Raw genomic sequence first — 25,151 nt, 5'->3', positions numbered from 1 at the left:
CGGCCGCTACCGGCGGCGCACCAGCACCAGGTGGTCGACCAGGTGACCGGGCTGACCGTCGGGGCCGGTGGCGGTGCGGCGCGGCGCGTCGAGCCGCTCGGTCTCCCAGCGGCCCGGTTCCAGGTCCAGCCCCGCCAGAGTCTCCTGCGGGGTGGGGAACTGGACGTCCGGGTGGGCGGCCCGCGCCCACGGGGGCACCTCGCCGTGCTCGACGACGAGGAGCCGGCCGCCGGGGGCCACCGCCCGGGCCGCCGCGCGCAGCACCTCCAGCCGGGGGAACTCCAGCGGCGACTGGAGGAACTGCGCGGACACCAGGTCGTACGTTCCGGTGGGGAAGGTGCGGGTGAGGTCGTGCCGCTGGAACTCGACGCGGGCGGCGACACCGGCGGCGGCGACGGCCGCCCCGGCCCGGTCCAGGGCGGTGGCCGAGACGTCGACCGCGGTCACCCGCCAGCCCTGACGGGCCAGCCAGACCGCGTCGCCGCCCTCGCCGCAGCCGAGGTCCAGCACGGTGCCGGCGGGCAGCGGGCCGGCGACGTCGACCAGGTGCGGGTTCGCCCGCCCGCTCCAGCGTCGTTCCCGCTGGCCGTAGAGGTCGTCCCAGAACCGGGCCGTCTCGTCGTCCACTCCGGCCGGCCGGTCCTGCGTCGGCTGCCGGTGGGTGCGCGGTGCGGTCTCGCCGTCGTGGCGCATGCTTCCTCCTCAGGTGGTTGCCGGGCCCCATCCTCTGGGCCCCGCCGCACCGATCGTCCGGCGCCGCACACGTACCGGCAAGAAAGATTGCTGGTTTGGCAAAAGTCGGTGTTCAGCTGCCGAGGGTGTAGCGGCCGGCACCGGGCACGGTCACGGTCACCCAGTCGCCGGACGCCCGCACGACACCGCCGCCGGACGCCGTCAGCCAGGGGCTGTGGCGCACCCGCACCGGAACCACCCCCGGGCCGGTCGTCTCGAACGTCACCGCGGCCCCGTCCTGCGCGACCAGCACACCCGGTGCGCCGACCAGCGGGGTCGGGTCGGTCACCGCCCAGACCCGCCAGTGCGGGCCGGACCAGACCGGCGTCAGGTACGGCAGCCCTGCCGTGACGAGGTGCGCCTCGGCCCGCCCCACCCAGGACAGCGGCGCGTCGGGGACCGCCACGAACTGCACGGCGTTCTCGACCAGCCAGGCCCGGTAGGTGTCCGGGGTCAGCGGCACGCCGGTGCCGGCGGCACCGGGGACCGTGGTGAAGAACAGCGGGTTGCGGTCGATGTCGGCCTGCCGCAGCCAGCCCCGGGCCAGCGGCACCTCGCCCAGCGACGCGGCCTCCCAGTAGTTGCGGGTCGGCGGCACCTCCACCCGTCCGGTCAGGCGCTGCCCGGCGAGGAAGTCGCGCAGCGGGGCGAAGTAGGCCGCCCGGCTGGTCGGGTCGCCGATGCTGCGCAGGTCGGCCGGGACCACCGGCGGCTGCCACCAGCACACCGCCGCGAGCAGCGCCACCAGGGCGGCCACCTCGACGCCTCGCCGGCGCGCCTGACCTCGCGTGCCCGCCCCGCCGCGCGGGCCCGCGCGGCCTCGCGTGCCGGCTGGCCCTCGGGGGGCCGTTCCGCCGCGCGTGCCGGCTGGCCCCCGGGACCCGCCGACCCCCGGCTGGACCCCGTGCCCAGGCGCGGCAGCAGCGCCGCCCAGGCGGGCGGGCGGGCGGCGGCGGCCAGCAGCGGCAGGGCGAACATCGCCGCCAGCCGGGTCGCGTTCAGGCCGACCGGGGTGTGCACCAGCGCGGCGACCAGCACCCCGCCCGCCGCCAGCAGCGCCCCCACCCGCACCGGCCGGTATCCGACCAGCGCCGCCACCAGCAGCGCCGTCACCACCGCGCGGACGGTGTCGGTGCGGCTGATGTTCATCCAGCCCCCGTCACCGAAGAGCAGCGCCGTCACGCCGAGGGGCAGCGCCGCCGCGACACCGAGGGCCAGGCCGTCGGCGTACCGGCGGGACAGCAGCAGCGCCGCACCGGCGAGGCCGACGAACAGCCCGGCCACCGGACTGGCCGCCGAGGCGAGCAGTGCGCCGGTGGCGGCGAGCCCCAGCCGCAGGCCCGGCCGGTGCGACAGTCCAGGCTGGCGGGGCGGCCGGCCCGGCCGAGGTGGTGGCTCGCCCCGCCGGTGGGTCGGCAGGGTGAGTGCCAGCAGTGCGGCCAGCCCGAACGCCACGCCCACGCCGTAGGTGACCCGACCGGCGACCAGGTTCCCGGCGATCGCGGCCACCCCGACCAGGGCCCCCGCCAGCGGTCGGGGCACCCGGACGCGCACCAGCAGCGCCGCGAACGCCGCCGCCGCCGCGACCAGCGCCAGCGCCCCGGTGACCCGGACACCCAGGACGGCCATCACCGGCTGGGTGAGCAGGCTGTAGCCGAACTGGTGCACCCCGCCGTACCAGCGCAGGTCCACCGGCGTGCCACCGTGGGCCGCGAAGAAGTCGGCCCGGGCCACCTGGGCGGCGAGGTCGGATCCCATCGGCGGGAGCGTGAGGTACGCCACGCCGAGCACGGCTGCCGACGCGGTGGCCAGCACCACCACCCGGATTCCCCGCATGCCCACCTCCGTAGGCCGCCCAGGGTACTGGCAGCATGTCCTTCCGTGCCCCACCACCTCGCGCGCTGGATCGGACTGGCCGGCTCGACGCTGCTCGCCGTGGCCGCGTTCCTCGGTGGGGCGCTGCCCGACGGGGACCTGCGCCCCACCCCGGTCAGCATCTGGCAGGGGCCGAACGGGCCGCTGATCATCGGCCTGTGGCTGGTCGGCACCGCCGCGATGGCCGGCGCCTGGTGGGCCCTGCGCGACCGGGTGCCGTCAGCGCGCTGGGCCCTGGTCACCGTCGGGCTCTGGCTGGCGCCGCTGCTGTTCGCGCCGCCCTTGGGCAGCCGCGACGCCTACGCGTACGCCTGCCAGGGGGCCAGCTACTCCGCCGGCGTCAACCCCTACGAGCAGGGCGTGTCGGCGCTGCCCTGCCCCTGGCTGGACACCATCTCGTACATCTGGCGGGACACGCCGGCTCCGTACGGGCCGCTGTTCGTGGTGCTCTCCGGCGCGGTGGTCGCCGCCACCGGCTCGCTGTTCGGCAGCATCGCCCTGTTCCGGCTGATCGCGGTGGCCGGTGTGGCGTTGACCGCCGTCTGCCTGCCGGTGCTGGCCCGCCGCTGCGGCGTTCCGGTGCCCCGGACGCTGTGGCTGGCCCTGGGCAGCCCGCTGGTGGCCGTGCACCTGGTCTCCGGGGTGCACAACGACGCGCTCATGGTGGGCCTGCTGGTGGCCGGGCTGGCCGTGGTGGTGTCCCGACCCGGTCGCCCCGGACCGCTGCTGGCCGGGGGAGCGCTGCTCGGCCTGGCCGCCTCGGTCAAGATCACCGCCCTGGTGGTGGTGCCGTTCGCGGCCCTCGCCGCGATCGTCGGGGCGTACTCGGTGCGGGCGCTGCTGCGTCACGGCGGCTGGGTGGTCGCCGCCACGATCGCCACCGTCGCCGGCACCACGCTCGCGGCCGGTCTGGACTTCGGCTGGATCAGCGGCCTGGCCCGGGGCGGCGACGTGGTGGCCTGGACGTCACCGTCGACCGCCGTCGGGCAGACCGTCGGCTACCTCGTGCTGCCGTTCGGCCTGCACGTCGACGCGCTGCCGGTGACCCGGGGCATCGGCATGGCCGTGCTGGCGGTGCTGCTGGTGTGGCTGTGGTGGCGGGCCCGCACCCGCGACCCGCTGTGGCACGCCGCGCTGGCGCTGACCGCGACCGTGGCCCTGGCGCCGCTGTTCCACCCCTGGTACTGGTTCTGGCCGCTGGCGCTGCTCGCCGCCACCGCCCGGCGCACCGGCTGGTTCTGCGTGGTGACCGTCGTCGCGTCGTTCCTGGTGCTCGCGGACGGCACCGGCCTGGCCCGGTACACCAAGGTTCCCGGTGCCCCGCTGATGACGCTGTTGACCATCTGGGTGGCCGTGCGCTTGGTACGGTCGGCGCGGGCGGCCAGAGAACCGGCCACCGACTGAGGAGAGGTACGCGGTGACGGAGCCCGCCGCCCGCCCGCCCGACCCCGGCGTGTCCGCCGCCCGCCCGCCCGACCCCGGCGTGTCCGCCGCCTCCGGTGGCTCTGCTGCTCCTGGCGGTCCCTTCGCTTCCGTCGGGCCGGTGCCGTCGACCCGCGTGGCGGGGCGGGCCCGCTGGGCGGGGCTGGTCGGCGCGGTCCTGCTGGCCGTGGCCGGCTACGTGGGCGGGGCCCTGCCCGACGCCACCGCCGAGCGGGTGTGGCGTGCCGAGGACGGCCCGCTGACCGTCGCGCTGTGGCTGGCCGGCACCACCGCGATGACCGGCGCGTGGTGGGCACTGCGCCGAGGTGCGCCGTCGACCCGCTGGGCGTACGTCACCGCCGGGCTGTGGGCCCTGCCGCTGCTGCTGACCGCACCGCTGGCCAGCCGGGACGTCTACTCGTACGCCTGCCAGGGCTGGGCGTACGCGCACGGCGTCGACCCGTACGCGACGGGGGTGGCTGCGGCCGGCTGCCCGTGGGCGGACGCGGTCGCCCCGATCTGGCGGGACACGCCGGCCCCGTACGGGCCGTTCTTCGTCCTGCTGGCGGCCCTCGCGGTGACCGTCGGCGGCGACCTGGCCGGGGTGGTGGTCGCGTTGCGGATGGTCGCCGTCGGCGGGGTGGTGCTGGCCGCGTCCTGCCTGCCGGGCCTGGCCCGCGCCGCCGGGGTGCCGACCCGGCGGGCGGCCTGGCTGGCGCTGGCCTGTCCCCTGGTCGGGGTGCATCTGGTGGCCGGCGCGCACAACGACGCGGTCATGCTGGGCCTGCTGCTGCTCGGCCTGCTGGTGCTGGTCCGCCGCCCCGACCGGCCCCGGGCGCTGCTCGTGGCCGGGGTGCTGCTCGGGCTGGCGGTGGCGGTGAAGGCGACCGCCCTGGTGGTGCTGCCGTTCGCGGCGCTGACGGCGGTCGCCGGCCGGTACACGGTTCCGACGCTGCTGCGTGGCGGCGGCTGGCTGGCCGGCGGGGCGCTGGCCGCGCTGGCGGGGGTGTCCGTCGCCTCCGGGTTGGGGCTGGGCTGGGTGGCCGGGCTGGGCCGCAGCGGCGACTCCGAGCAGTGGACCTCGCCGCCGACCGCCGTCGGCATGGTCGCCGACTACGTGGGCGAGGCGGCGGGGCGCGCTCCGGCGGCGGTGCCGGTGGCCCGGGCGGCGGCCCTCGTGGTGCTGGCCGTGCTACTGATCCTGCTCTGGTGGCGGGTCTGGACGACGCTGCGCGGGCTCACCGACGCCCGGCAGCGGATGACCCCTGTGGAGGCGGCCCGGCGGCCCCGGGTCGCCCTGCTCGGCGCCGGCCTGGCGCTGACCGCCACGGTCGCCCTCGCGCCGGTCTTCCATCCCTGGTACGCGACGTGGCCGCTGCTCCTGCTGGCGGTCGCCGCCCGGCACACCCTCTGGTTCGTACCGCCCGCCGTGGGGGCCTCCTTCCTCGCGTTGCCCGACGGCACGAACCTCGCCCGGCTGACCAAGGCCCCCGGCGCGGTGGCGATGACCGCACTGCTCGTCGCCGTGGCGGTGTGGGGCCTACCCCGCCTGCGGCACGCGATCGTCGACCCGGACCGAACCGCTGTCGAGTCGCCCCGCAGGTGAGACCGGAGACCGGCGGGCCGTCAGCGGGCTGTCCCACAGGTGGGGCAGCGCCCGGCGTTCACCGGCACGGTCACCCGCCGGCGCAGGGTGATCATCGCGGACAGTAGGGCGATCATCGCGGGCAGTGGGGCGGGACCGACGGCGGTCACCGCGGCTCGTTCGTGCCGGGCTTCCGATCACGGGCGGTGCCGTCGGTCTGCTCGCGTCGAGGGTCGCTCATGCCAGGTCTGCGGCGGGGCGCGGTGCTGCCGCCGGCCGGGCGCCGGTCTGGCCCTTGGCACGGGTCGGGCCGGCTCTGACACGGTCGGGCCGGCCCCGCATGGTCGCGGAGCCGGCCCGGCCGGTGGTTCTCGTGTCGCTCGTCAGCAGTCGAAGTACATCGCGAACTCGTGCGGGGTCGGGCGCAGGCGCACCGGGTCGACCTCGTTGGCCCGCTTCCAGCTGATCCAGGTGGAGATCAGGTCCGGGGTGAAGACCCCGCCGTCGAGCAGGTAGTCGTGGTCGGCCTCCAGCGAGTCCAGCACCGCCGGCAGCGAGCCCGGCACCTGCTTGACGTCGCCCCACTCCTCCGGCGGCAGGTCGTAGAGGTCCTTGTCGATCGGCGCCGGCGGCTCGATCTTGTTCTTGATGCCGTCCAGGCCGGCCATCATCATCGCCGAGAAGGCGAGGTACGGGTTGCTGGACGGGTCCGGCACCCGGAACTCGACCCGCTTGGCCTTCGGGTCGCTACCGGTCACCGGGATCCGGGTGCAGGCGGAACGGTTGCGCTGCGAGTAGACCAGGTTGACCGGGGCCTCGAAGCCCGGCACCAGCCGGCGGTACGAGTTGACCGTCGGGTTGGTGAACGCCAGCAGCGACGGAGCGTGGTGCAGCAGACCGCCGATGTACCAGCGGGCGGTGTCCGACAGGCCGGCGTAGCCGGTCTCGTCATAGAACAGCGGCTCGCCGTTGAGCCAGAGGCTCTGGTGGGTGTGCATGCCCGAACCGTTGTCGCCGAAGAGCGGCTTCGGCATGAAGGTGGCGGTCTTGCCGTGGGCCCAGGTCTCGTTCTTCACGATGTACTTGAAGAGCTGGAGCTGGTCGGCGGCGTGCAGCAGCGTCGAGAACCTGTAGTTGATCTCGGACTGGCCGGCGGTGCCCACCTCGTGGTGCGAGCGCTCCACGGTGAAGCCGTTGTCGACCAGGCGGCGCACGATGCTGTCCCGCAGGTCGGCGTAGTGGTCGACCGGCGGCACCGGGAAGTAGCCGCCCTTGTAGGCGGTCTTGTAACCCCGGTTGCCGCCCGCCTCCTCGCGGCCCGAGTTCCAGGCGCCCTCGATCGAGTCGATGTAGTAGTACGACTGGTGCGCCGACGTCTCGTGGCGGATCGAGTCGAAGATGTAGAACTCGGCCTCGGCGCCGAAGTAGGCGGTGTCGGCGATGCCGCTGGCGGCCAGGTAGGCCTCCGCCTTCTTCGCCACGTTGCGCGGGTCGCGGGTGTACGCCTCGCGGGTGAACGGGTCGTGAATGAAGAAGTTCAGGGCGAGGGTCTTCTGCGCCCGGAAGGGGTCGATGAAGGCGGTCGCGACGTCCGGGAGCAGGAGCATGTCCGACTCGTGGATCGCCTGGAAACCGCGGATCGACGAGCCGTCGAAAGCGAGACCCTCGGTGAGGAGCGCGTCGTCGACCGACTCCACCGGCATGTTGAAGTGCTGCATCACGCCGGGCAGGTCACAGAAACGAACGTCGACGAACTTCACGTCCTCGTTCTTGAGGTATCGCAGGAGTTCCTCGGGATTGGCGAACACACGTCCTCCTGGCACGTCCACGGGGTAGCTAGGCTGCTGGCGACGCTATGGCCACGGGGTTGCCCGGCCATGTCTCCAGTGTTTCTGCCGTGTTACGTCCCTCGCGAAGCGCTGGTTGCGGCCTCGTGCGGCCACGAGCACACCGGGGGGACGGACCCGGCTGTGCCAGTGTAGTGACACTTGCAGTTGTTAGTCCGTTTTTGCGCCACCGGCACGGAACGCCGACCTCGGCCCTCGATACCCTTGACCGCTGTGACCAACCCGCCGCAGCATCCCACGCCGCCCGCCTCGGACCCCGCCTTCACCCCGCCCGACCTGGGTCGCCGGTTCGGGGCGCTGGTCATCGACTGGGTGCTCTGCCTGCTGGTGGCGAACACCTTCGCCGACCCGACCCGGGACGCCTGGGCGCCGGTCGTCGTGCTGATCGTCGAGTACGGCTTCTTCCTCGGCCTGTTCGCCCAGACACCCGGCATGTTCATCACGAAGATCCGCTGCGTCGCCTGGTACGACGGTGGCCGGATCGGGCTGGTCCGCGCCCTGCTGCGCGGCCTCCTGCTCGCCCTGGTGGTCCCGGCGCTGCTCATGGACGAGCACCGCCGGGGCCTGCACGACCGGCTGACCGGCTCCGTCATCACCGCCGCCCCCCGCCCCTGACCGCAGCACCGCCGGACGAACGAGAGCCGGCCCGCGGGCCGGCTCTCGTTCGTCGTGTGGGGTTCGGGGTCAGCGGCCCCGGCTCTGGCGGAACGCGCCGCGCGGCGGACGCATGTTTTTCGGCAGCGCGCCCTTGGGCAGCTGCGGCCGGGCGGTCAGCGCCTTCAGCCGCTTGTCCAGGGAGTTGACGTCCTTGCCGCTGAGGCTGCGCGGCAGCCGCATCAGCGTCATCCGCAGCTTGCGGATGGGCAGCTCGCCCTCCTCCTGGCCGATCATGTAGTCGTAGAGCGGGGCGTTGCCGATCACCTTGGCCAGCCGCCGCTTCTCCTGACCGAGCAGGCCGCGTACCCGCTGCGGGTTGCCCTCGGCCAGCAGGATCACGCCCGGTCGGCCGATGACCAGGTGCACCATGTCCATCTGGGTGGTGGAGCTGACCGCCGGCGTCACCCGCCAGTCGCCCCGCATGTTCTCCATGATCTGGGCGGCGGCGCCCGGCTGCCCCTCGGCCGCGTTCATCATCGCCCGGTTGGACCGCAGGTTGAGCACGATCAGCAGGCAGAGCAGGGCGAACAGGATGCCCAGCGGAAGCCACAGCCAGCCCCAGACCAGGACGGCGACCACGGTGAGCGCGAGCGGGATCAGCACCGCCGCGGCGGCCAGTGGCGCGAACCACCTGTCCTGCTTGGCGGTGAACTTGAACACCATCCCGATCTGCTTCAGCCGCTGGCCGAACGAGACCTTCTCCTGGGGCTTTGCCATGCCGCAGAGTCTAGTGGGCGGCGTCCGCCCGTTGATCCGCGCCCGCCCGGGGACCGCGCGGCGCGGCAACGTGGCACGACCGACCCGGATCGTGCCGGGTCGGTCGCGGCTCAGCGGGCGACGACGGCCTGCGACGCGCGGGCGTCCAGGGCCTGCCGGTAGAGGCGGCCGGCCCGGTACGACGAGCGCACCAGCGGCCCGCTCATCACGCCGGCGAAGCCGATCTCCTCGGCCTCCTCGCGCAGCTCGACGAACTCCTCCGGCTTGACCCACCGCGCGACCGGGTGGTGGCGGGGGGTGGGCCGCAGATACTGCGTGATCGTGATCAGCTCGCAGCCGGCGTCGTGCAGGTCGCGCAGCGCCTGGGACACCTCGGCCCGCTCCTCGCCCATGCCCAGGATGAGGTTGCTCTTGGTGACCAGGCCGTCGGCGCGGGCCTGCCGGATGACGTCGAGGGACCGCTCGTAGCGGAACGCCGGGCGGATCCGCTTGAAGATCCGGGGCACCGTCTCGACGTTGTGCGCCAGCACCTCCGGCCGGGCGCCGAACACCTCGGCGAGCTGGTCGGGCACCGCGTTGAAGTCGGGAATCAGCAACTCCACGCCGCAACCGGCCTGGAGGGCGTGGATCTGCCGGACGGTCTCGGCGTACAGCCACGCGCCGCCGTCGGGCAGGTCGTCGCGGGCGACGCCGGTGACGGTGGCGTAGCGCAGGCCCATCGCGGCCACCGACTCGGCCACCCGGCGCGGCTCGTCGGCATCGAACTCGGCCGGCTTGCCCGTGTCGATCTGGCAGAAGTCACAACGCCGGGTGCACTGGTCGCCGCCGATGAGGAAGGTCGCCTCGCGGTCCTCCCAGCACTCGTAGATGTTGGGGCAGCCGGCCTCCTGGCACACCGTGTGCAGGCCCTCGCGCGAGACGAGCCCGCGCAGCTGGGTGTACTCCGGGCCCATCTTGGCCTTGACCTTGATCCACGGCGGTTTGCGCTCGATCGGGGTCTCGGCGTTGCGCGCCTCGATCCGCAGCAGGCGCCGCCCCTCGGGGGCGGGCGTCGCGGTGCGCGCTGCCTGGCCGGTCGTCGGCGCGGAGTGCTCGATCGTCACGGAACCGAGCCTACGCCCGTCGGTGGCGGTCGATGCACATCGGGCGACCGCCGTCACGCCGTGATTGCTGTGACGCCGGACACCGGAGCCGAGAAAACGCCGTCACGCCGAGGGGCGTGCGGTGCTAGCGTGCCCGCCAGAGCTGTGACGGAGCCGAGTAGCGCGTCGACCGTCAGTTGAAGAGAGCCGCCGGCTGCTGCGAGGCGGTCTGCCGCCGACGCGTGAAGACCCTCCCGAGCTGCGGGAAGAACAGCGCACGCCCAGTAGACCCCGCCCGGCTGGCCCCGGTGAAAAGGCGACGAACGAGGCCTCCGCCGCGCGGGGGCGAAGGTGTGGTGGCACCGCGAGGCTCCCGCTCGCCCACACCTCCCTGGGGATCGCGTTGCGAGACACCGAGGAGGTAACCGCCGTGCAACGCATCCTGTCCCACCAGCTCACCGCCCACGTCGGCGCGACCGTCCGGGTCGCCGGCTGGGTCCACCGCCGTCGGCTGCTCAAGTCGGTGGCCTTCCTGATCGTGCGGGACGCCGCCGGCCTCAGCCAGGTCGTGGTCACCGACCCGGGCGTACGCGCCGAGGTGCAGCGGCTGCCGGAGGAGACCGTCGTCGAGGTGACCGCCACCGTGGTGGCGAACCCGACCGCGCCCGCCGGGGTCGAGCTGACCGACCCGGCGGTACGACCGCTCGGCCCGCCCGCCGTGCCGCCGCCGTTCGACCTGTACCGGCCGGCGCTCACCGCCACCCTGCCCACCCAGCTCGACCACGCGCCCGTCGCCCTGCGCCACCCGACCCGGGCGGCGGCGCTGCGGGTCTCGGCGGCGGCGGTCGCCGGCTTCCGGGCCACCCTCGACGACCGGGACTTCGTGGAGATCCACACCCCGAAGGTGGTGGGTGCCTCCACCGAGAGCGGAGCCGACGTGTTCGCCCTCGACTGGTTCGGCCGGCCCGCGTACCTGGCCCAGTCTCCGCAGTTCTACAAGCAGCTGATGGTGGGCGTGTTCGAGCGGGTGTACGAGGTCGGGCCGGTGTTCCGCGCCGAGCCGCACGACACCGTCCGGCACCTGGCCCAGTACACGTCGCTCGACGCCGAACTGGGCTTCGTCACCGACCACCGGGACGTCATGCGGGTGCTGCGCGACACCCTCGCCGGGATGCTCGCCACGGTGACCGACCGGGCCGGTGGTGCGCTGGCCACCCTCGGGGTGACCGTGCCGCAGGTGCCGGCGCAGATCCCGGCGGTGCACTTCACCGAGGCGCTGACGATCGCCGGGGCACCGGCCGACGAGCCGGACCTGGCCCCGGCGCACGAGCGGGCCCTGGGGGAGTGGGCGCGGCGTGAACACGACTGCGAGTTCCTCTTCGTCACCGGGTACCCGATGGCGAAGCGGCCCTTCTACACCCACCCCGACCCGGCGCGGCCGGCGTACTCCAACGGGTTCGACCTGCTGTTCCGGGGCGTGGAGCTGGTCACGGGCGGGCAGCGCCTGCACCGGCACGGCGACTACCTGGCCGCCCTGGCGGCGCGCGGCGAGCCGGTCGAACCGTACGCCGGCTACCTGGACGCGTTCCGGCACGGCATGCCCCCGCACGGCGGCTTCGCGATCGGGCTGGAACGCCTCGTCGCCCGCCTGACCGGCGCGGCCAACGTCCGGGAGGTCACCGCGTTCCCTCGCGACCTGCACCGCCTGACCCCCTAGGCCCACCACCACGCCCGACCTCGGGCCTCAGGTGGCCGCTGCGGCCCAGCCTGGGACCTGGTCGCCACGGCGCTGTGGAGACGCCACGGCGCTGTGGGAAACCGGCGGCGGTGGAGCACCGCAGCGCCGTCGCCCGAGGTCGGGTGCGGGTCAGGCGTCGACGAGGGTGGGCAGGTGGCGTTCGACGACCGGCAGGACGGCGGCGACGGTGACCGGGCGGCCCAGCTCGGCCGTCAGCGAGGTGACCCCGGCGTCACGGATCCCGCACGGGACGATCCGGTCGAAGGACGCCAGGTCGCAGTCGCAGTTGATGGAGAAGCCGTGCAGGGTCACCCCGCGGGCGACCCGGATGCCGATGGCGGCGACCTTACGGGCCGGGCCCCGGTCGTCCTCCGGCACCCAGACGCCGCTGCGCCCCTCGACCCGCCCGGCGGCCAGCCCGAACTCCGCGCACACGTCGATCAGCAACTGTTCGGTGCGTCGCACGTAGGCGACCACGTCGACCGGGTCGGGCAGCCGCACGATGGGATAGCCGACGAGCTGCCCAGGGCCGTGCCAGGTGATCTTGCCGCCCCGGTCGACGTCGACGACCGGGGTGCCGTCCGTCGGCCGGTCCCACGGCTCGGTGCGCTTGCCGGCCGTGTAGACGCTCGGGTGCTCCAGCAGCAGCACCGTGTCGCCGCGCTCGCCGGCGGCCACCGCCTCGTGGAGGCGGCGCTGCTCGTCCCAGGCGGCGGTGTAGTCGAGGACGCCGGCGCGCACGGCCGTGAGGCCGGAGGTGGTCGCGGTCACGGCACCAGCGTAGCGGCGTACCGGCCGGTCACCTGCGGTGAGCCGGCTCACCGTGGCGGGCCGACCCGCCAGAGCCAGACGTCCTCGACCCGCTGCGGCTCGCCGAACAGCAGGGTCAGTGTGCGCCGGAGCGCGTCCTCGTCGACCGGCCACTTGGCGCCGTGCACCTCGTCGGCCAGCACGATCGTCTCGATCCGCCAGTGTTCCAGGTCGGCCCGCACCTCGTTCCTGGTTCCCTCGGTGACGATCGGGGTCGTGCCGCTGCGGGCCGCCTGGTCCAGCAGCGCGCTGAAGGGGCGCGGCACCGGACCGATCCGGCCCCGGTCGTCGGGGCCGCCGGGGCCGAGGAAGAACCCGGAGGGGATGGCGAACTCGCCCTGCCGGTGCGACAGGGCGTACGCCTGCCAGCGCTGCCCGTCCGGGTAGACGTCGAGGGTCAGCGGCGCGGGGGTGAGCACGCCGCCGGGGGACACGTACTCCCGCCACACGCCGGAGGTGATGAACGCGGGGATCGGCTCCCGCTCGCTGGTCAGCAGCGGCGTCGGCAGCAACGGCAGCAGCGCGACCACGAACGCCGCCGCCCACGCCAGCGCCGCCGGGCGGCGCGGCGGCCGGGCGCGGAGCTGGTCCACGGCGTACGCCAGCAGCACCCCGATCACCGGGGCCACCACCAACGCCAACCGGGCCGGCAGGGCGGCGTTCACCACCGGCAACTGGCCGAGCAGGTCGAACGGCATCGGCAGGTCGGTGCGCTGGCCGGCGACCTTCGCCACCGGCCCGAAGGAGAGCACGGTGAAGGCCACGGCGGTGATGCCCAACGCCCACAGGGTGGCCCGGCGGGCCGGGTCGGCGCGGCGCCACACCAGCACGAAACAGGCGACGGCGAGCACCAGCAGCGGCACCCCGAAGAAGGAGTTCTCCTCGGTCGGGTTGGGGGCCAGGCTGGTGCCCAGGCCGGCCTCGCCGGCCAGCGAGCGGCGCGGCCAGGCCGCGTACGCGGCGATGTCCTCGGAGTGGATGACCGCGTCGAAGCCGGTGCCGTGGTAGCGCTGCGGGCCGGCGAAGTGCAGCCACAGCGGGTACGCCAGCAGCACCCCGGCGACCACCGCGGTCACCGCGAGCCCGCGCAGGAAGTTCGGCAGCACGGCCCGTGCCTCCGCCCGGTTGGCGGGGTGCAGCGCCCACCCGGCCACGAACAGGCCGAGGGCGAGCGCGGTGAAGAACAGGCCCTCGGCGGCGATGGAGAAGGCGACCGCCACCAACAGCCCCAGCACCGCCCCGTCGCGCAGCCAGTGGCCGGGGCGGCGCAGCGCGAACAGCCGCCACACCAGCAGCGGCACCAGCCAGCCGGCGGTCCAGTTCAGGTGGGCGTTGGCATGCGACACCATGCCGGGGGAGAAGCCGATGAACAACCCGCCGACGGCGGCGGCGAGCGGGCTGCGGACCAGGTGCCGGGACAGCAGCCAGTACCAGGCGTACGCGGTGGCGGCCAGGTTGAGGGTGAGGATCACCAGGAACGTGGCCGGCGGCCCGATCAGGTACGTCAGCGGGGCGAACACCACCGCGTACACGGTGATCGAGGTGTTGACCGCCAGGTTCACCCCGTCGGGGACGTTGATCAGGTAGGTGAACAGCGGATTGTCGCCGTGGGTGACGGCGTGTCCGCCGAAGGCCAGCAGCCACTCGAACAGCGCCTGGTCGCTGGAGTTCACGGTGATGGTGCGGACGTTCGGGTCCCGCCACAGTCCGCTGGTCACCCAGCCGGCGAGCGCCAGCGCGAGCAGCGCGACGATCAGATCGGCGCGTCGGTCGCGGGTGGGACGCCGGGGCGCCTCGGGCGCGGAGGCCGGGGACGGGGAGGTCGACACGCAGCGGACGTTACCAACCGGACCGGGACAGCTCGGTCAGACCCGCGAGCCGGTACGGACACATCCTGATCTCAGTGAATGTGTGACGGTGACCCATGTCACGGCCTTGTCATTCGGGCGTAACGTCACGGCAATTCGCGGGTGATCCAGGTCACACGCCCGACAAGGAGGTCCCGTGCGCCGTACCCCGTCCCTCTTCGCCCGGCTGGCCGGCGCGCTCGCCGCAGCCGTCCTCGCCGCCACGGCCGCGGTCGCCGTCGCCGTGCCCGCCCGGGCCGCCACCCTGACCCAGGTCACCGGGTTCGGCTCGAACCCCGGCAACCTCACCATGTACGCCTACCGTCCCGACAACCTGCCCGCCGGCGCCCCCGCCGTCGTGCTGCTGCACGGCTGCACCCAGAACGCGGCCGGCTACTTCGCCAACACCGGCTGGCAGAAGTACGCCGACCAGTGGCGCTTCGCCGTGATCGTCGCCCAGCAGTCCAGCGCCAACCAGGCCACCTCCTGCTTCAACTGGTTCGTCGAAGGTGACATCCGACGCGGCTCCGGCGAGGCGCTGTCCATCAGGCAGATGACCGACCACGCCAGGAACACCTACGGCACCGACCCGAAGCGGATCTTCGTCAGCGGCCTGTCCGCCGGGGGCGCGATGAGCGCGGTCATGCTCGCCACCTACCCGGACGTGTTCGCCGCCGGCTCGGTGATCGCCGGTCTTCCGTACCGCTGCTCGCCGCCGGCCGCGACGAGCACCTGCCAGTACAGCGGGGTGGACAAGTCCCCGGCAGCCTGGGGTGACCTGGTGCGCAACGCGTACCCCGGGTACACCGGGCCGCGCCCGCGGGTGGCCATCTGGCACGGCACCTCCGACTACGTCGTGGTGCCGGCGAACGCCACCGAGCTGCGCGACCAGTGGACCAACGTCCGCGGGGTGTCGCAGACCCCGACCAGCACCGCGTCGCTGCCCGCCAACACCAGCCTCGAGGTGTACGGCAACAACGACGTACGGGTGTACCGGGTGGCCGGCATGGGCCACGGCACCCCTGTGGACCCCGGCTCCGCCCCCGACCAGTGCGGCACCGCCGCCGCGTACATCCTGGACACCATCTGTTCGACGTACCACGACGCGGTCTTCTTCGGCCTCGACGGCGGCGCGGGGCCGAGCCCCACGCCCACGGCCGGTCCCACCACGGGCCCGACGCCGACCCCCACCCCGACGGCGAGCCCGACCCCGACGGCACCCCCGACGTGTGTCACCGCCAGCAACTACGCCCACGTGAGCGCGGGCCGTGCGTACCACTCCGGCGGATACGCCTACGCCAGGGGCTCGAACCAGCGCATGGGCCTCTACAACATCTTCTACACCACCACCCTGCGTCAGACCGCCCCCGCCCACTGGACCATCGGCTGCTGACCCCCACCCCGCACCGTGCCCCCGCCCACCCCGCCGGAGCAGGCCGGGGTGGGCCGGGGTGGGTCAGGGGGACAGGGCGGCGGTGAGGGCGGAGGGCAGGTCGGGGTGGCGGAAGGTGAAGGCGGCGCGGTTGAGGACGCCGGGGAGGACCCTGGTGCTGGTCAGCGCCTCCTGTGCGAAGCCGCCCAGGGCCACCTTCAGGGCCAGTGCCGGGATCGGGATGACCGCCGGACGGTGCAGCTGGCGGGCCAGTTCCCGGGTGAACTCGGCGTTGGTCACCGGGGTCGGCCCCACCACGTTCACCGGACCGGCGATGTCGGCCCTGGCGAGAGTGAACGCGGCGGCGTTCAGCCAGTCCGTCATGGAGATCCAGGGCACCCACTGCCGTCCACTGCCCAGCCGGCCCGCGATGCCCAGCCTGAACGGCAGCAACTGCGGCTTGAGCAGCCCGCCGTCGCGGTGCAGCGGCAGCCCGGTGCGTAGCCGAACCACCCGGACCCCCGCGTCCTCGGCCGGCCGGGTCGCCGCCTCCCAGACCCGGGCCACGTCGGCGAGGAACCCCTCGCCGGCCGGCGCGTCCTCCTCGACGGCCCGGTCACCGGTGTTGCCGTACCAGCCGATCGCCGAGGAGTTCACCAGAACCTCGGGGCGGTCGGCGGCCGGCAACCCGGCGATCGTGATCGCCAGGGTGCTGGTGGTGTCCACCCGGCTGGCGCGGATCAGCCGCTTGTACTCCTCGTTCCACCGCCGGTCGCCCACGCCCGCACCGGCCAAATTGACCACCGCGTCGGCCTCCGCGACCAGCGTCGGGTCGAGCTGGGCCGCCGACGGGTTCCACCGCCGCTCGTCGGGGCCGCGCGGCGCCCGACGGACCAGCCGGACGACCTGGTGCCCGTCGGCGGTGAACAGGTCGACCAGCCGGGTGCCGAGGAAGCCGGACGCGCCGGCCATGAGGATCCGCATACTCCCATCTTCGGGTACGAGCGACGGTCCGGATGCACGGAGCCGGTGAGCAACCATCCCCGCACGGCACGGAACCGCCCCGCCACGCACCGCGCGTGACCGGATCGGCGTCGTGGAGCGGCGTTGCACTGCGTGGTCTGCCGGTGGGCGTGCCTTCGCCCCGAGGCCGTGCCCGGCGGCGGTGCCGATGGTGCCGACGGTGTCACGACTCGCTGGCGTCCGGGCCCGGTCGAGTCGGCTCGTCGTCGTGCCAGCGGGCCCGGAAGGCGGCCTCGTGCGTCTCGTGGGTGGTCTTCTCCGCGAAGACGAGCCGGTTCAGGGCGTGCCGGGCGTCGGCGTACACGACGACCTCCACCGCGACCAGCCCGATGCAGATCGCGGTGAGCACGGTCATCGCGGCCAGTCCCGGCAGCGGCATGGCCGCCGGCAGGGCGACGGCCAGCAGCCCGACCGCGCCCACCCGCGTCCACGACAGGGTGTGCAGGGTACGCAGCTGGAACAGCATGTTGCCGACCAGGTAGCAGATCACCCCGCCGAACAGCAGCGGTACGCCGGGCCCCTGCGAGGGTGCCGAGAGGGGGACGTTCACGTCGGTGATGTCGTGCACGATCTCCTCGGCGCCCAGCGAGAACAGGATGATGCCCGCGATCATCGGCAGGTACAGGTACGCGTACGCGTCGCGCGCCATGGTCACCCGGGCCGTGCCCGTCGAGGCGTGCAGGGCGATCCGGGCGGCGGGGCCGACCATGTCGTAGTGCACCCACCACAGCGCGGCGGTGAAGAAGATGCCGAGCACGGCGGCGGCGACGGCGGCCCAGGTCGGCGGCTGACCGAGCAGGTTGCTGCCGATGCCCACCGAGATCACCGACTCACCCAACGCGATGATCAGGATGAGGTCGTACCGTTCGGTCCAGTGCTCGGCCGAGATCACGTTCCAGCTCTGCGGACGGGCGATCAGGCCCGTGGCGTACTGGAGCAGGACGACGCCCAACCACAGGCTGTCGCGGGCCGTCTCCGCCTGCCCGATGTCGTCGATGCGAGGCGGCAGCAGCGCGGCGACCAGCAGCAGCACCGTGCTGAAGGCCAGTTCCGGCACGAAGCGGAGCCCCCTGCGGCGCAGCTCGGAAGAGTGGCGGATGGCGTGCCAGAACAGCACGAAGTGCACGACCCGGACGACCAGGTAGCTGACCGCCACCACCATCGGCCCGGCGGCGTTGGCGCGAGGATCCGCGAACGCCTGCGGCAGACCCAGCGCGAAGCAGAACAGCGCGGCCATGCCGACGACCATCAGCACCGGGACGAAACCCTCGCCGAGACGTACCCGGGTGGCCACCAGACTGTGCACCACCCAGCTCCACCACAGCACGGCGAGCACCAGCATGGCCTGTAGCAGCTGCGTGCCGCTGATGTGCGCGGCGGTGGCCCGCGTGATGATGAAGAACGAGAAGACGAAGACCAGGTCGAAGAAGATCTCGAACCGGTCGACGCGGGCGCCGGGCGCCACCGGCACGGCCGGCCCCAGCCGTCCTCGTCCCCGTCCGCTGTCCACCAGATCACTCTGGCAGCGTCCTGCCCGCCCGGCTGCCGAACGCCGACGGGCGCCCCGGTCCAGGTGGACCGGAACGCCCGTCGGCGGTACGTGTTACAGGCCCAGCTCGGCCTCGAAGGCACCGGCCTCCAGCCGCTCCTTGACCGCGACCAGGAAACGGGCCGCGTCGGCGCCGTCGATCAGCCGGTGGTCGTAGGACAGGGCCAGGTAGACCATCGACCGGACGGCGACGACCTCGCCCAGCTCCGGGTCGTTGACCACGACCGGACGCTTCACCACGGCACCCGTGCCGAGCATCGCCGACTGCGGCGACGGCACGATCGGGGTGTCGAACAGCGCGCCCCGGCTGCCCGTGTTGGTCAGCGTGAAGGTCGCGCCGGCGATCTCGTCCGGGCTGATCTTGTTGGTGCGGGTGCGCTCCGCCAGGTCGGCGACGCGCTTGGCGATGCCGCCCAGGTTGAGGTCACCGGCGTTGTGGATGACCGGTACGAGGAGCCCGCGCTCGGTGTCCACGGCGATGCCGAGGTTCTCGGACTCCGGGTAGGTGATCGTTCCGCCGTCGAGGTCCATCTGCGCGTTGACGATCGGGTACCGCTGCAACGCCTCGATGGCCGCGAGGGCGAAGAACGGCAGGAACGACAGCTTGACGCCGTGCCGCTGCGGGAACGACTCCTTGGCCCGCGCACGCAGCTTGGCTATCCGGGTGACGTCCACCTCGATCACCGTGGTGAGCTGCGCCATCTCGTGCAGCGACTGCTGCATCCGCTTGGCGATGGCCGCGCGGATCCGGGGCAGCTTCTCGGTCGTGCCGCGCTTCGCGCTCGGCTGCGGCTTCGCGGCCGGCTTCGCCGCCGGGGCCGCCTGCGCCGCTGCGGGCTGCTGCGCGGGGGCGGCCTTGGCCGCCCTGGCCTTCTCCGCCGCCTCCAGCACGTCCTGCTTGCGGATCCGGCCACCCACGCCGGTGCCGTTGACCGAGGACAGGTCCACGCCGTGCTCGTTCGCCAGCTTGCGCACCAGCGGGGTCACGTACCCGGCACCCTCGTCGCCGTTCTGGGCGGCCGTCGACGGGCGCTGCGGGGTCGTGGCCGCCGCGGAGGGGGTGGCCGCCCGCTCCGCCTCGGCCGGATCCGCGGCGACCTCGGCCTCGGCGGACGGCTCGTTGTAGGACAGGCCCGGCGTCGGCTCCTCGACCTTCGTCTGCGGCTTCTCCTCGGCCTTCGGCTGCGGCGTGGCCTCCGGCTCGGGCTTCGCTTCCGCCTTCGGCTCGGGCTTCGGCTCGGGCTTCGGCTCGGGCTTCGGCTCGGGCTTCGCCTCCGCCGGGGCGGCTCCGGCCGCGCCGACGACTGCCAGGGTCGCGCCGACCTCGGCCGTCTCGTCCTCGGCGACGGTGATCTCCAGTACGGTGCCGGCGACCGGCGACGGAATCTCCGTGTCGACCTTGTCGGTGGACACCTCCAGCAGCGGCTCGTCGACCTCGACGGTCTCGCCGACCTGCTTGAGCCAGCGGGTGACCGTACCCTCGGTGACGCTCTCGCCGAGGGCCGGCATCTTCACCGGGGTGCCCTCGCCCGACGGCGCGGGGGCGGCCTCGGCCTGCGCCGGCTCCTCGACGGCCGACTGCTCCGCCTCGGCCTGCGGCTGCGCGGCAGCCTCGGCGGCCTGCTCGGCCGGGGCCTGCTCCTGCTGCGGGGCGGCCCCGCCACCCTCCGACTCACCCTCGCCGGAGATCACGGCCAGCTCGCTGCCGACCTCGGCCGTCTCGTCCTCGCCCACCACGATCCGGGTCAGCACGCCGGCCGCGGGGGACGGGATCTCCGTGTCGACCTTGTCGGTGGACACCTCCAGCAGCGGCTCGTCGACCTCGACGGTGTCGCCCTCCTGCTTGAGCCAGCGCGTGACGGTGCCCTCGGTGACGCTCTCGCCGAGCCGGGGCATGGTGACCGATACCGGCATCTTCTACGACTCCTTCATTCCCCTGGTGCGATCTCGCCCGTCTGCCGCCGGACGCCGCGGTGTTCTCGTGTCAGGCGTGCGCGTGCAGCGGCTTGCCGGCGAGAGCCAGGTGCGCCTCGCCCAGGGCCTCGTTCTGCGTCGGGTGGGCGTGCACGAGCTGCGCCACCTCGGCCGGGTACGCCTCCCAGTTGAAGATGAGCTGCGCCTCGCCGACCATCTCGCCGACCCGGGCGCCGACCATGTGCACGCCGACGACGGGGCCGTCGACCACCCGGACCAGCTTCACGAAGCCGGCCGTCCTGAGGATCTGGCTCTTGCCGTTGCCGCCCAGGTTGTAGTTGTAGGCCTTCACCTTGTCGGCACCGTACTGCTCCTTGGCCTTCGCCTCGGTGAGGCCGACCGACGCCAGCTCCGGATCGGAGTAGGTGACCCGCGGGATGCCCGCCTCGTCGATCACGGCCGGGTTCTGCCCGGCGATCTCCTCGGCGACGAAGATGCCCTGCTGGAAGCCGCGGTGGGCGAGCTGGAGGCCGGGCACGATGTCGCCGACCGCGTAGACGTTCGGCACGCTGGTGCGCAGCCGCTCGTCGGTCAGCACGTAGCCGCGGTCCATCTTGACGCCCTGCTCCTCGTACCCGAGGTCGGCCGTGTTCGGGCCCCGGCCGACGGCGACCAGGAGCAGCTCCGCCTCGACGGTCTCGCCGCCGGCGATCGTCAGTCGGACGCCCTGGTCGGTCTTCTCGACCTTCTCGAACGGCTTGCCGACCTTAAAGTTGATCTTCCGCTTGCGGAAGGCCCGCTCCAGCGCCTTCGACGACTCCTCGTCCTCGGCGGCCACCAGCCGGGGCAGCGCCTCGACGATCGTCACGTCCACGCCGAAGGACTTCCACACGCTGGCGAACTCGACGCCGATCACGCCGCCGCCGAGCACGATCGCCGACGCCGGGACCCGGTCCAGGGTGAGAGCGTGGTCGCTGGTGAGAATCCGCTCGCCGTCGACCTCCAGGCCGGGCAGGCTCTTGGCGTACGAGCCGGAGGCCAGCACCACGTTGCGGCCGGTGTACCGCTTGCCGTCCACCTCGACCGCGTTCGGCGCGACCAGCTTGCCGGCACCCGCCACGAAGGTGATGCCCTTCGAGCCGCCCACCAGGCCCTGCAGGCCCTTGTACAGCCGGGAGATCACGCCGTCCTTGTACGAGTTGACCGCCGCCATGTCGATGCCGACCAGTTCGGCCTTCACGCCGAACTGCTCCGACTCGCGGGTCTGGTCGGCGATCTCCGCCGCGTGCAGCAGCGCCTTGGTCGGGATGCAGCCGTTGTGCAGGCAGGTGCCGCCGAGCTTGCCCTTCTCGACCAGCGCGACCGTCAGTCCGAGCTGGGCGGCGCGCAGGGCGGTGGCGTAGCCGCCGCTGCCACCTCCGAGGATGACGATGTCGAAGGTTGCGTCGTTCGGCTCGCTCACGTCCAACTCCCAGGTCGCTTCGCTGCTTCGGGGCGTCTCACGGAGGGGTGAACGGGCACACCCCACCTCGGTCATCTTGTCACCACCGCGAGCAGGCCGCGTACCGAGGTGCCCAACGACACGTCACCGCCACGTACGCTTGGCACGGCCTTCGATGACGCATGGTGGGGGGAGACGGCGCGGTGGCACTTTTCCGGCGACGCAGGAAGGCGCCCGCGGGAAGCCTCGATCGCACGGCCGACCGCGCCGACCTGGAACATCTGGAGACCTTCGTCCGCACCCGGCGCGGGGTGGAGGCGTACATCGAACCCCGGACGACCGTGACCGAGACCACCGTCATGCTGATCGCCGACGACGGGGAGTGGACGCGCCGCCGCGTCGAGGGCCCCGAGGGGGCGCGGCGGTTCGCGTACCGGGTGGGCATCCCGGTCTACGACGTGGCGCTGATGGGCTACCCGCAGCGCATGCGCGACTACAACGAACGCCGCAAGCGCCGTCCCGAGCTGTACTGAGACCCACCCGGGGCGACCGAGCCGGATCGACCAGCCCGGACAGCCGACGCCGTACGTGAGGCTGCCCCGGGCGCCCTCCCACGCGGGAGGGCGCCCGTGGACTCCGCGCCCCGGTCAGCCGTTGGCGGCTCCGGGACTGTGCGCCCGGTCAGCCGTTGGCGGCGATGTCGTCGACGAGCTGGAGCAGCATGCGGACGGGGACGCCGGTGCCGCCCTTGGTCCAGTAGCCGGTCGCCTCACCCGAGTGGTAGCTCGGCCCGGCGACGTCGATGTGCGTCCAGGCGACCCCGTCGGTGACGAACTCGCGCAGGAACACCCCGCCCTGGAGCATGTGGCCGGCGCGGTCCATCCCGGCGTTGACCTGGGAGATGTCGGCGACCTCGGAGTCCATGCCCTTGCGCACGTCGTCCGGCAGCGGCATCGGCCAGGCCAGCTCGCCCACCGCCTCGCCGGCCGCCTTCACCCGCTCGCACAGCTCCGGGGTGCCCATCACGCCGGCGATCCGCTTCCCCAGTGCCACGACCTGCCCGCCGGTCAGGGTGGACGTCTCGAACAGGTAGTCGCAGCCGTCCTCACAGGCTCGGGCGATCGCGTCGCCGAGGATCAGCCGGCCCTCGGCGTCGGTGTTGAGCACCTCCACCTTCTTGCCGTTGTACATGGTGATCACGTCACCCGGCCGGTACGAGCTGCCCGACGGCATGTTCTCCGCCATCGGCACGTACGCGGTCACGGCCACCGCCGGCCGCAGCGCCGCGACCGCCAGCATCGCCCCGGCCACCGCCGCCGCGCCGGCCATGTCGGACTTCATCTCCCACATGCCCTGCGCGGGCTTGATCGAGACGCCGCCGGTGTCGAAGGTGATGCCCTTGCCGACCAGCGCCACCCGCTTGCCCGAACCGCCACCCTCGGGCGTCCAGGTAAGCTTGACCAGGCGCGGCGGGGCCTCCGAGCCCTGGCCCACGGCGGTGATGCCCCCGTACCCGCCCTCGCGCAGCGCGGCCTCGTCGAGCACCTCGACGCCCAGGCCGGCCTCCCGGGCGGCCTCGGCAACAGCGTCGGCGAACGTCGGCGGACGCAGCTCGTTCGGCGCGGCGTTGACCCAGTCGCGGGTGCGTCGCACGGCCCCGGCCACGATCGTCGCCCGGTCGATCTCGGCCCGCGCGCCCGCGTCACCGGCGTCCGGCACGGCCACCAGCACCTCGGCCACCGGCTCCCGGCGGGCCGGCTGCGGGCGGGTCTTGTAGCCGGCGAAGCGGTAGCTGCCCAGCAGCGCGCCTTCCGCCACCGCGCGCAGGGCCGCGGCGGCGTCCGCGTCGTCCGGCACCGGCAGGGCCAGTGCCACCCGGGGCGCGCCGGCCAGGGCCCGCACGGCCGCGCCGGCGGCACGGCGCAGGGTCTCCGGCGCCGGAGCGGCACCGGACGGCTCGGGGCCGAGGCCGACCGCGGCGACCAGCGGAGCGGTGACGGTGCCGAGCGTGGCCAGCTTGACCACCTCGCCGGGGCTGCCGGTCGCGCCGAGCAGCGCCAGCGTCTCGGTCAGCTTGCCGTCGAACGCCGCCGCGATGCTCTCCGCGCCGCTGGCCAGCAGCAGGGCGGCGGCGGGGCCGTCGGCGGCGTCCCCCGTCTGGCTGTGCACGCCGATCACGATCGCGTCGACGGCGAGCTCGGCGGGGTCGGTGTCGACCAGGCTCAGTGTGGTGCTGGGCGATGTCACGAGGGCTACTCCGGCGGGCCTGGCCGGTCGCGGCGTCGCGACCGGCGGTGGAGGCTCCGACGGATGGGGCATCCGCCGGACGGGTGGGCTGCCCGCCGATGGTTCGACGGGTCCCGCCGATGCTAACCAGGCCCGCTGACCCCGGTAAGTTGCCACCCATGACCGACGTGACCTCCGGTGCCGCCGAGACCCGGCTGCGCCGTTCCCCGCTGCACGAGCGGCACACCTCGCTCGGCGCCAAGTTCGCCCCGTTCGGTGGTTGGGAGATGCCCCTGGAGTACGCCGGTGGCGGGGTGCTCAGGGAACACACCGCCGTGCGGACCGATGTCGGGATCTTCGACGTGTCCCACCTGGGCAAGGCCCGGGTGACCGGGCCGGGCGCGGCCGACCTCGTCAACGCCTGCCTCAGCAACGACCTGCGGCGCATCGCGCCGGGCCGGGCCCAGTACACCCTGTGCTGCGATGACGCCACCGGCGGCGTGGTCGACGACGTCATCGCCTACCTGTACGCCGACGATCACGTCTTCCTCGTCCCGAACGCCGCGAACACCGCCGAGGTGGTGCGCCGGCTGCGCACCGCCGCCCCACCGTCGGTCGCCGTCACCGACGAACACGAGGCGTACGCCGTCCTCGCCGTGCAGGGGCCGCGCTCGGCGGAACTGCTGGGCGCGCTGGGACTGCCGACGGAGCACGGCTACATGAGCTTCTCGCCGGGGTCGGTGGCGGGGGCGGAGCTGACCGTCTGCCGCACCGGCTACACGGGGGAGCTGGGTTACGAACTGGTGGTACCGGCGGAGCACGCCGTCGCGGTGTGGGACGCGGTGTTCGGCGTCGACGGGTTCGCGCCGCGCGCCTGCGGGCTGGCCGCCCGGGACACCCTGCGCACCGAGATGGGCTACCCGCTGCACGGTCAGGACCTGTCCCTGGAGATCACCCCCGTGCAGGCCCGCGCCGGGTGGGCGGTCGGCTGGGACAAGCCGGCCTTCTGGGGGCGCGACGCGCTGCTCGCCGAGAAGGCCGCCGGCCCCCGTCGTACGCTGCGCGGCCTGGTGGCCGTCGATCGGGCCATCCCGCGTCCGGGAATGGCCGTGTTCAGCGGCGACGCGCGGGTCGGCACGGTCACCAGCGGCACCTTCAGCCCGACCAGGAAGCAGGGCGTCGCCCTGGCGCTCATCGACACCGCCGCCGACCTCACCGACGACGACACCGTCGAGGTCGACATCCGTGGCCGGCGCGTCGCCATGCGCCTGACCCGTCCCCCTTTCGTCACCCCCTCGGTCAAGTGACCTCCGC

General features: G+C 73.6%; 19 protein-coding genes and 1 pseudogene. 7 read left to right on the top strand and 13 right to left on the bottom strand.

All coding sequences use genetic code 11. The features are described from left to right. Positions 1 to 6: 6 nt before the first annotated feature. Both GA0070616_RS05110 and GA0070616_RS05105 read right to left on the bottom strand, forming a co-directional pair. Positions 7 to 693 carry an SAM-dependent methyltransferase gene (locus GA0070616_RS05110; protein ID WP_091077065.1) on the bottom strand — a complete coding sequence of 229 codons (687 nt, stop codon included), beginning with the start codon at positions 691 to 693 and terminating at the stop codon, positions 7 to 9. Between the two features lie 112 nt (positions 694 to 805). Beyond that, positions 806 to 2,568: pseudogene (locus GA0070616_RS05105) on the bottom strand (hypothetical protein). 45 nt (positions 2,569 to 2,613) lie between these two features. On the opposite strand from GA0070616_RS05105, the gene mptB (GA0070616_RS05100) reads away from it, so the two are divergent. Next, positions 2,614 to 4,011 carry a polyprenol phosphomannose-dependent alpha 1,6 mannosyltransferase MptB gene (gene mptB / locus GA0070616_RS05100; protein WP_091077060.1) on the top strand — a complete coding sequence of 466 codons (1,398 nt, stop codon included), beginning with the start codon at positions 2,614 to 2,616 and terminating at the stop codon, positions 4,009 to 4,011. 139 nt (positions 4,012 to 4,150) lie between these two features. Beyond that, positions 4,151 to 5,635: a polyprenol phosphomannose-dependent alpha 1,6 mannosyltransferase MptB gene (gene mptB, locus GA0070616_RS05095; protein ID WP_091089923.1), complete on the top strand. Its 1,485-nt coding sequence runs from the start codon at positions 4,151 to 4,153 to the stop codon at positions 5,633 to 5,635. A gap of 20 nt (positions 5,636 to 5,655) precedes the next feature. Here mptB (GA0070616_RS05095) and GA0070616_RS29115 read toward each other — a convergent pair whose 3' ends face one another. Together GA0070616_RS29115 and glnA are read right to left on the bottom strand one after the other, a co-directional pair. Next, positions 5,656 to 5,784, bottom strand: coding sequence for a hypothetical protein (locus GA0070616_RS29115; RefSeq protein WP_281187784.1), 129 nt, complete (start codon positions 5,782 to 5,784; stop codon positions 5,656 to 5,658). 213 nt (positions 5,785 to 5,997) lie between these two features. Further along, positions 5,998 to 7,422 carry a type I glutamate--ammonia ligase gene (gene glnA, locus GA0070616_RS05090; protein ID WP_091077057.1) on the bottom strand — a complete coding sequence of 475 codons (1,425 nt, stop codon included), beginning with the start codon at positions 7,420 to 7,422 and terminating at the stop codon, positions 5,998 to 6,000. A gap of 252 nt (positions 7,423 to 7,674) precedes the next feature. On the opposite strand from glnA, the gene GA0070616_RS05085 reads away from it, so the two are divergent. Then, complete coding sequence (locus GA0070616_RS05085; protein ID WP_175439986.1) at positions 7,675 to 8,076, top strand: RDD family protein; 402 nt, start codon at positions 7,675 to 7,677, stop codon at positions 8,074 to 8,076. 69 nt (positions 8,077 to 8,145) lie between these two features. On the opposite strand, the gene GA0070616_RS05080 is transcribed toward GA0070616_RS05085, so the two are convergent. Together GA0070616_RS05080 and lipA are read right to left on the bottom strand one after the other, a co-directional pair. Next, positions 8,146 to 8,835: a DUF4191 domain-containing protein gene (locus tag GA0070616_RS05080; protein ID WP_091077052.1), complete on the bottom strand. Its 690-nt coding sequence runs from the start codon at positions 8,833 to 8,835 to the stop codon at positions 8,146 to 8,148. Between the two features lie 110 nt (positions 8,836 to 8,945). After that, positions 8,946 to 9,995, bottom strand: a complete 1,050-nt coding sequence (gene lipA, locus GA0070616_RS05075; protein WP_091077048.1) for a lipoyl synthase — start codon at positions 9,993 to 9,995, stop codon at positions 8,946 to 8,948. Positions 9,996 to 10,347: 352 nt separating this feature from the next. On the opposite strand from lipA, the gene aspS reads away from it, so the two are divergent. Beyond that, positions 10,348 to 11,634 (top strand): aspartate--tRNA(Asn) ligase, encoded by a 1,287-nt coding sequence (gene aspS, locus GA0070616_RS05070; protein WP_091077045.1) that lies wholly within the window; start codon positions 10,348 to 10,350, stop codon positions 11,632 to 11,634. Positions 11,635 to 11,784: 150 nt separating this feature from the next. Here aspS and lipB read toward each other — a convergent pair whose 3' ends face one another. Continuing rightward, complete coding sequence (gene lipB, locus GA0070616_RS05065) at positions 11,785 to 12,426, bottom strand: lipoyl(octanoyl) transferase LipB (RefSeq protein WP_091089919.1); 642 nt, start codon at positions 12,424 to 12,426, stop codon at positions 11,785 to 11,787. Positions 12,427 to 12,473: 47 nt separating this feature from the next. Continuing rightward, the gene (locus tag GA0070616_RS05060; protein WP_091077040.1) at positions 12,474 to 14,294 is read right to left on the bottom strand and encodes a DUF6311 domain-containing protein; all 1,821 of its coding nucleotides are present in this window, start codon (positions 14,292 to 14,294) and stop codon (positions 12,474 to 12,476) included. Positions 14,295 to 14,469: 175 nt separating this feature from the next. Between GA0070616_RS05060 and GA0070616_RS05055 the strand changes: the two genes are divergently transcribed. Further along, the gene (locus GA0070616_RS05055) at positions 14,470 to 15,705 is read left to right on the top strand and encodes an extracellular catalytic domain type 1 short-chain-length polyhydroxyalkanoate depolymerase (protein WP_091077037.1); all 1,236 of its coding nucleotides are present in this window, start codon (positions 14,470 to 14,472) and stop codon (positions 15,703 to 15,705) included. Positions 15,706 to 15,768: 63 nt separating this feature from the next. Here the strand turns inward: GA0070616_RS05055 and GA0070616_RS05050 are convergent, their stop codons facing one another. From GA0070616_RS05050 to lpdA, 4 genes are all read right to left on the bottom strand, one after another. Then, positions 15,769 to 16,668 (bottom strand): TIGR01777 family oxidoreductase, encoded by a 900-nt coding sequence (locus tag GA0070616_RS05050; protein ID WP_091077034.1) that lies wholly within the window; start codon positions 16,666 to 16,668, stop codon positions 15,769 to 15,771. A 202-nt stretch (positions 16,669 to 16,870) separates the two neighbouring features. Next, positions 16,871 to 18,217 carry a low temperature requirement protein A gene (locus tag GA0070616_RS05045; RefSeq protein WP_425412927.1) on the bottom strand — a complete coding sequence of 449 codons (1,347 nt, stop codon included), beginning with the start codon at positions 18,215 to 18,217 and terminating at the stop codon, positions 16,871 to 16,873. A 93-nt stretch (positions 18,218 to 18,310) separates the two neighbouring features. Continuing rightward, entirely contained in the window at positions 18,311 to 20,170 is a 1,860-nt protein-coding gene (gene sucB, locus GA0070616_RS05040; RefSeq protein WP_091077025.1) for a 2-oxoglutarate dehydrogenase, E2 component, dihydrolipoamide succinyltransferase, read from the bottom strand. Positions 20,171 to 20,240: 70 nt separating this feature from the next. Then, positions 20,241 to 21,632, bottom strand: a complete 1,392-nt coding sequence (gene lpdA, locus GA0070616_RS05035) for a dihydrolipoyl dehydrogenase (protein ID WP_091077021.1) — start codon at positions 21,630 to 21,632, stop codon at positions 20,241 to 20,243. Between the two features lie 182 nt (positions 21,633 to 21,814). Between lpdA and GA0070616_RS05030 the strand changes: the two genes are divergently transcribed. Beyond that, the gene (locus GA0070616_RS05030; protein WP_091089916.1) at positions 21,815 to 22,144 is read left to right on the top strand and encodes a hypothetical protein; all 330 of its coding nucleotides are present in this window, start codon (positions 21,815 to 21,817) and stop codon (positions 22,142 to 22,144) included. A gap of 148 nt (positions 22,145 to 22,292) precedes the next feature. Here GA0070616_RS05030 and GA0070616_RS05025 read toward each other — a convergent pair whose 3' ends face one another. After that, a complete protein-coding gene (locus GA0070616_RS05025; RefSeq protein ID WP_091077017.1) occupies positions 22,293 to 23,858 on the bottom strand; it encodes a leucyl aminopeptidase in 1,566 nt (521 codons plus the stop codon). A 158-nt stretch (positions 23,859 to 24,016) separates the two neighbouring features. Here GA0070616_RS05025 and gcvT point away from each other — a divergent pair, with 158 nt between their 5' ends. Continuing rightward, entirely contained in the window at positions 24,017 to 25,144 is a 1,128-nt protein-coding gene (gcvT, locus tag GA0070616_RS05020; protein ID WP_091077014.1) for a glycine cleavage system aminomethyltransferase GcvT, read from the top strand. The last annotated feature ends 7 nt before the right edge of the window (positions 25,145 to 25,151 follow it).

This window comes from Micromonospora nigra (assembly GCF_900091585.1).
Taxonomy (GTDB): Bacteria; Actinomycetota; Actinomycetes; order Mycobacteriales; family Micromonosporaceae; genus Micromonospora; species Micromonospora nigra.
The sequence above is the reverse complement of the archived record's forward strand: the minus strand, read 5'-3'. Positions and strand labels throughout refer to the sequence as shown.

Excerpts from the sequence above, each read along its gene's own strand:
- GA0070616_RS05110 (WP_091077065.1), bottom strand. The coding sequence starts at position 693 with ATGCGCCACGACGGCGAGACCGCACCGCGCACCCACCGGCAGCCGACG.
- GA0070616_RS05050 (WP_091077034.1), bottom strand. The coding sequence starts at position 16,668 with ATGCGGATCCTCATGGCCGGCGCGTCCGGCTTCCTCGGCACCCGGCTG.
- sucB (WP_091077025.1), bottom strand. The coding sequence starts at position 20,170 with ATGCCGGTATCGGTCACCATGCCCCGGCTCGGCGAGAGCGTCACCGAG.
- GA0070616_RS05080 (WP_091077052.1), bottom strand. The coding sequence starts at position 8,835 with ATGGCAAAGCCCCAGGAGAAGGTCTCGTTCGGCCAGCGGCTGAAGCAG.
- gcvT (WP_091077014.1), top strand. The coding sequence starts at position 24,017 with ATGACCGACGTGACCTCCGGTGCCGCCGAGACCCGGCTGCGCCGTTCC.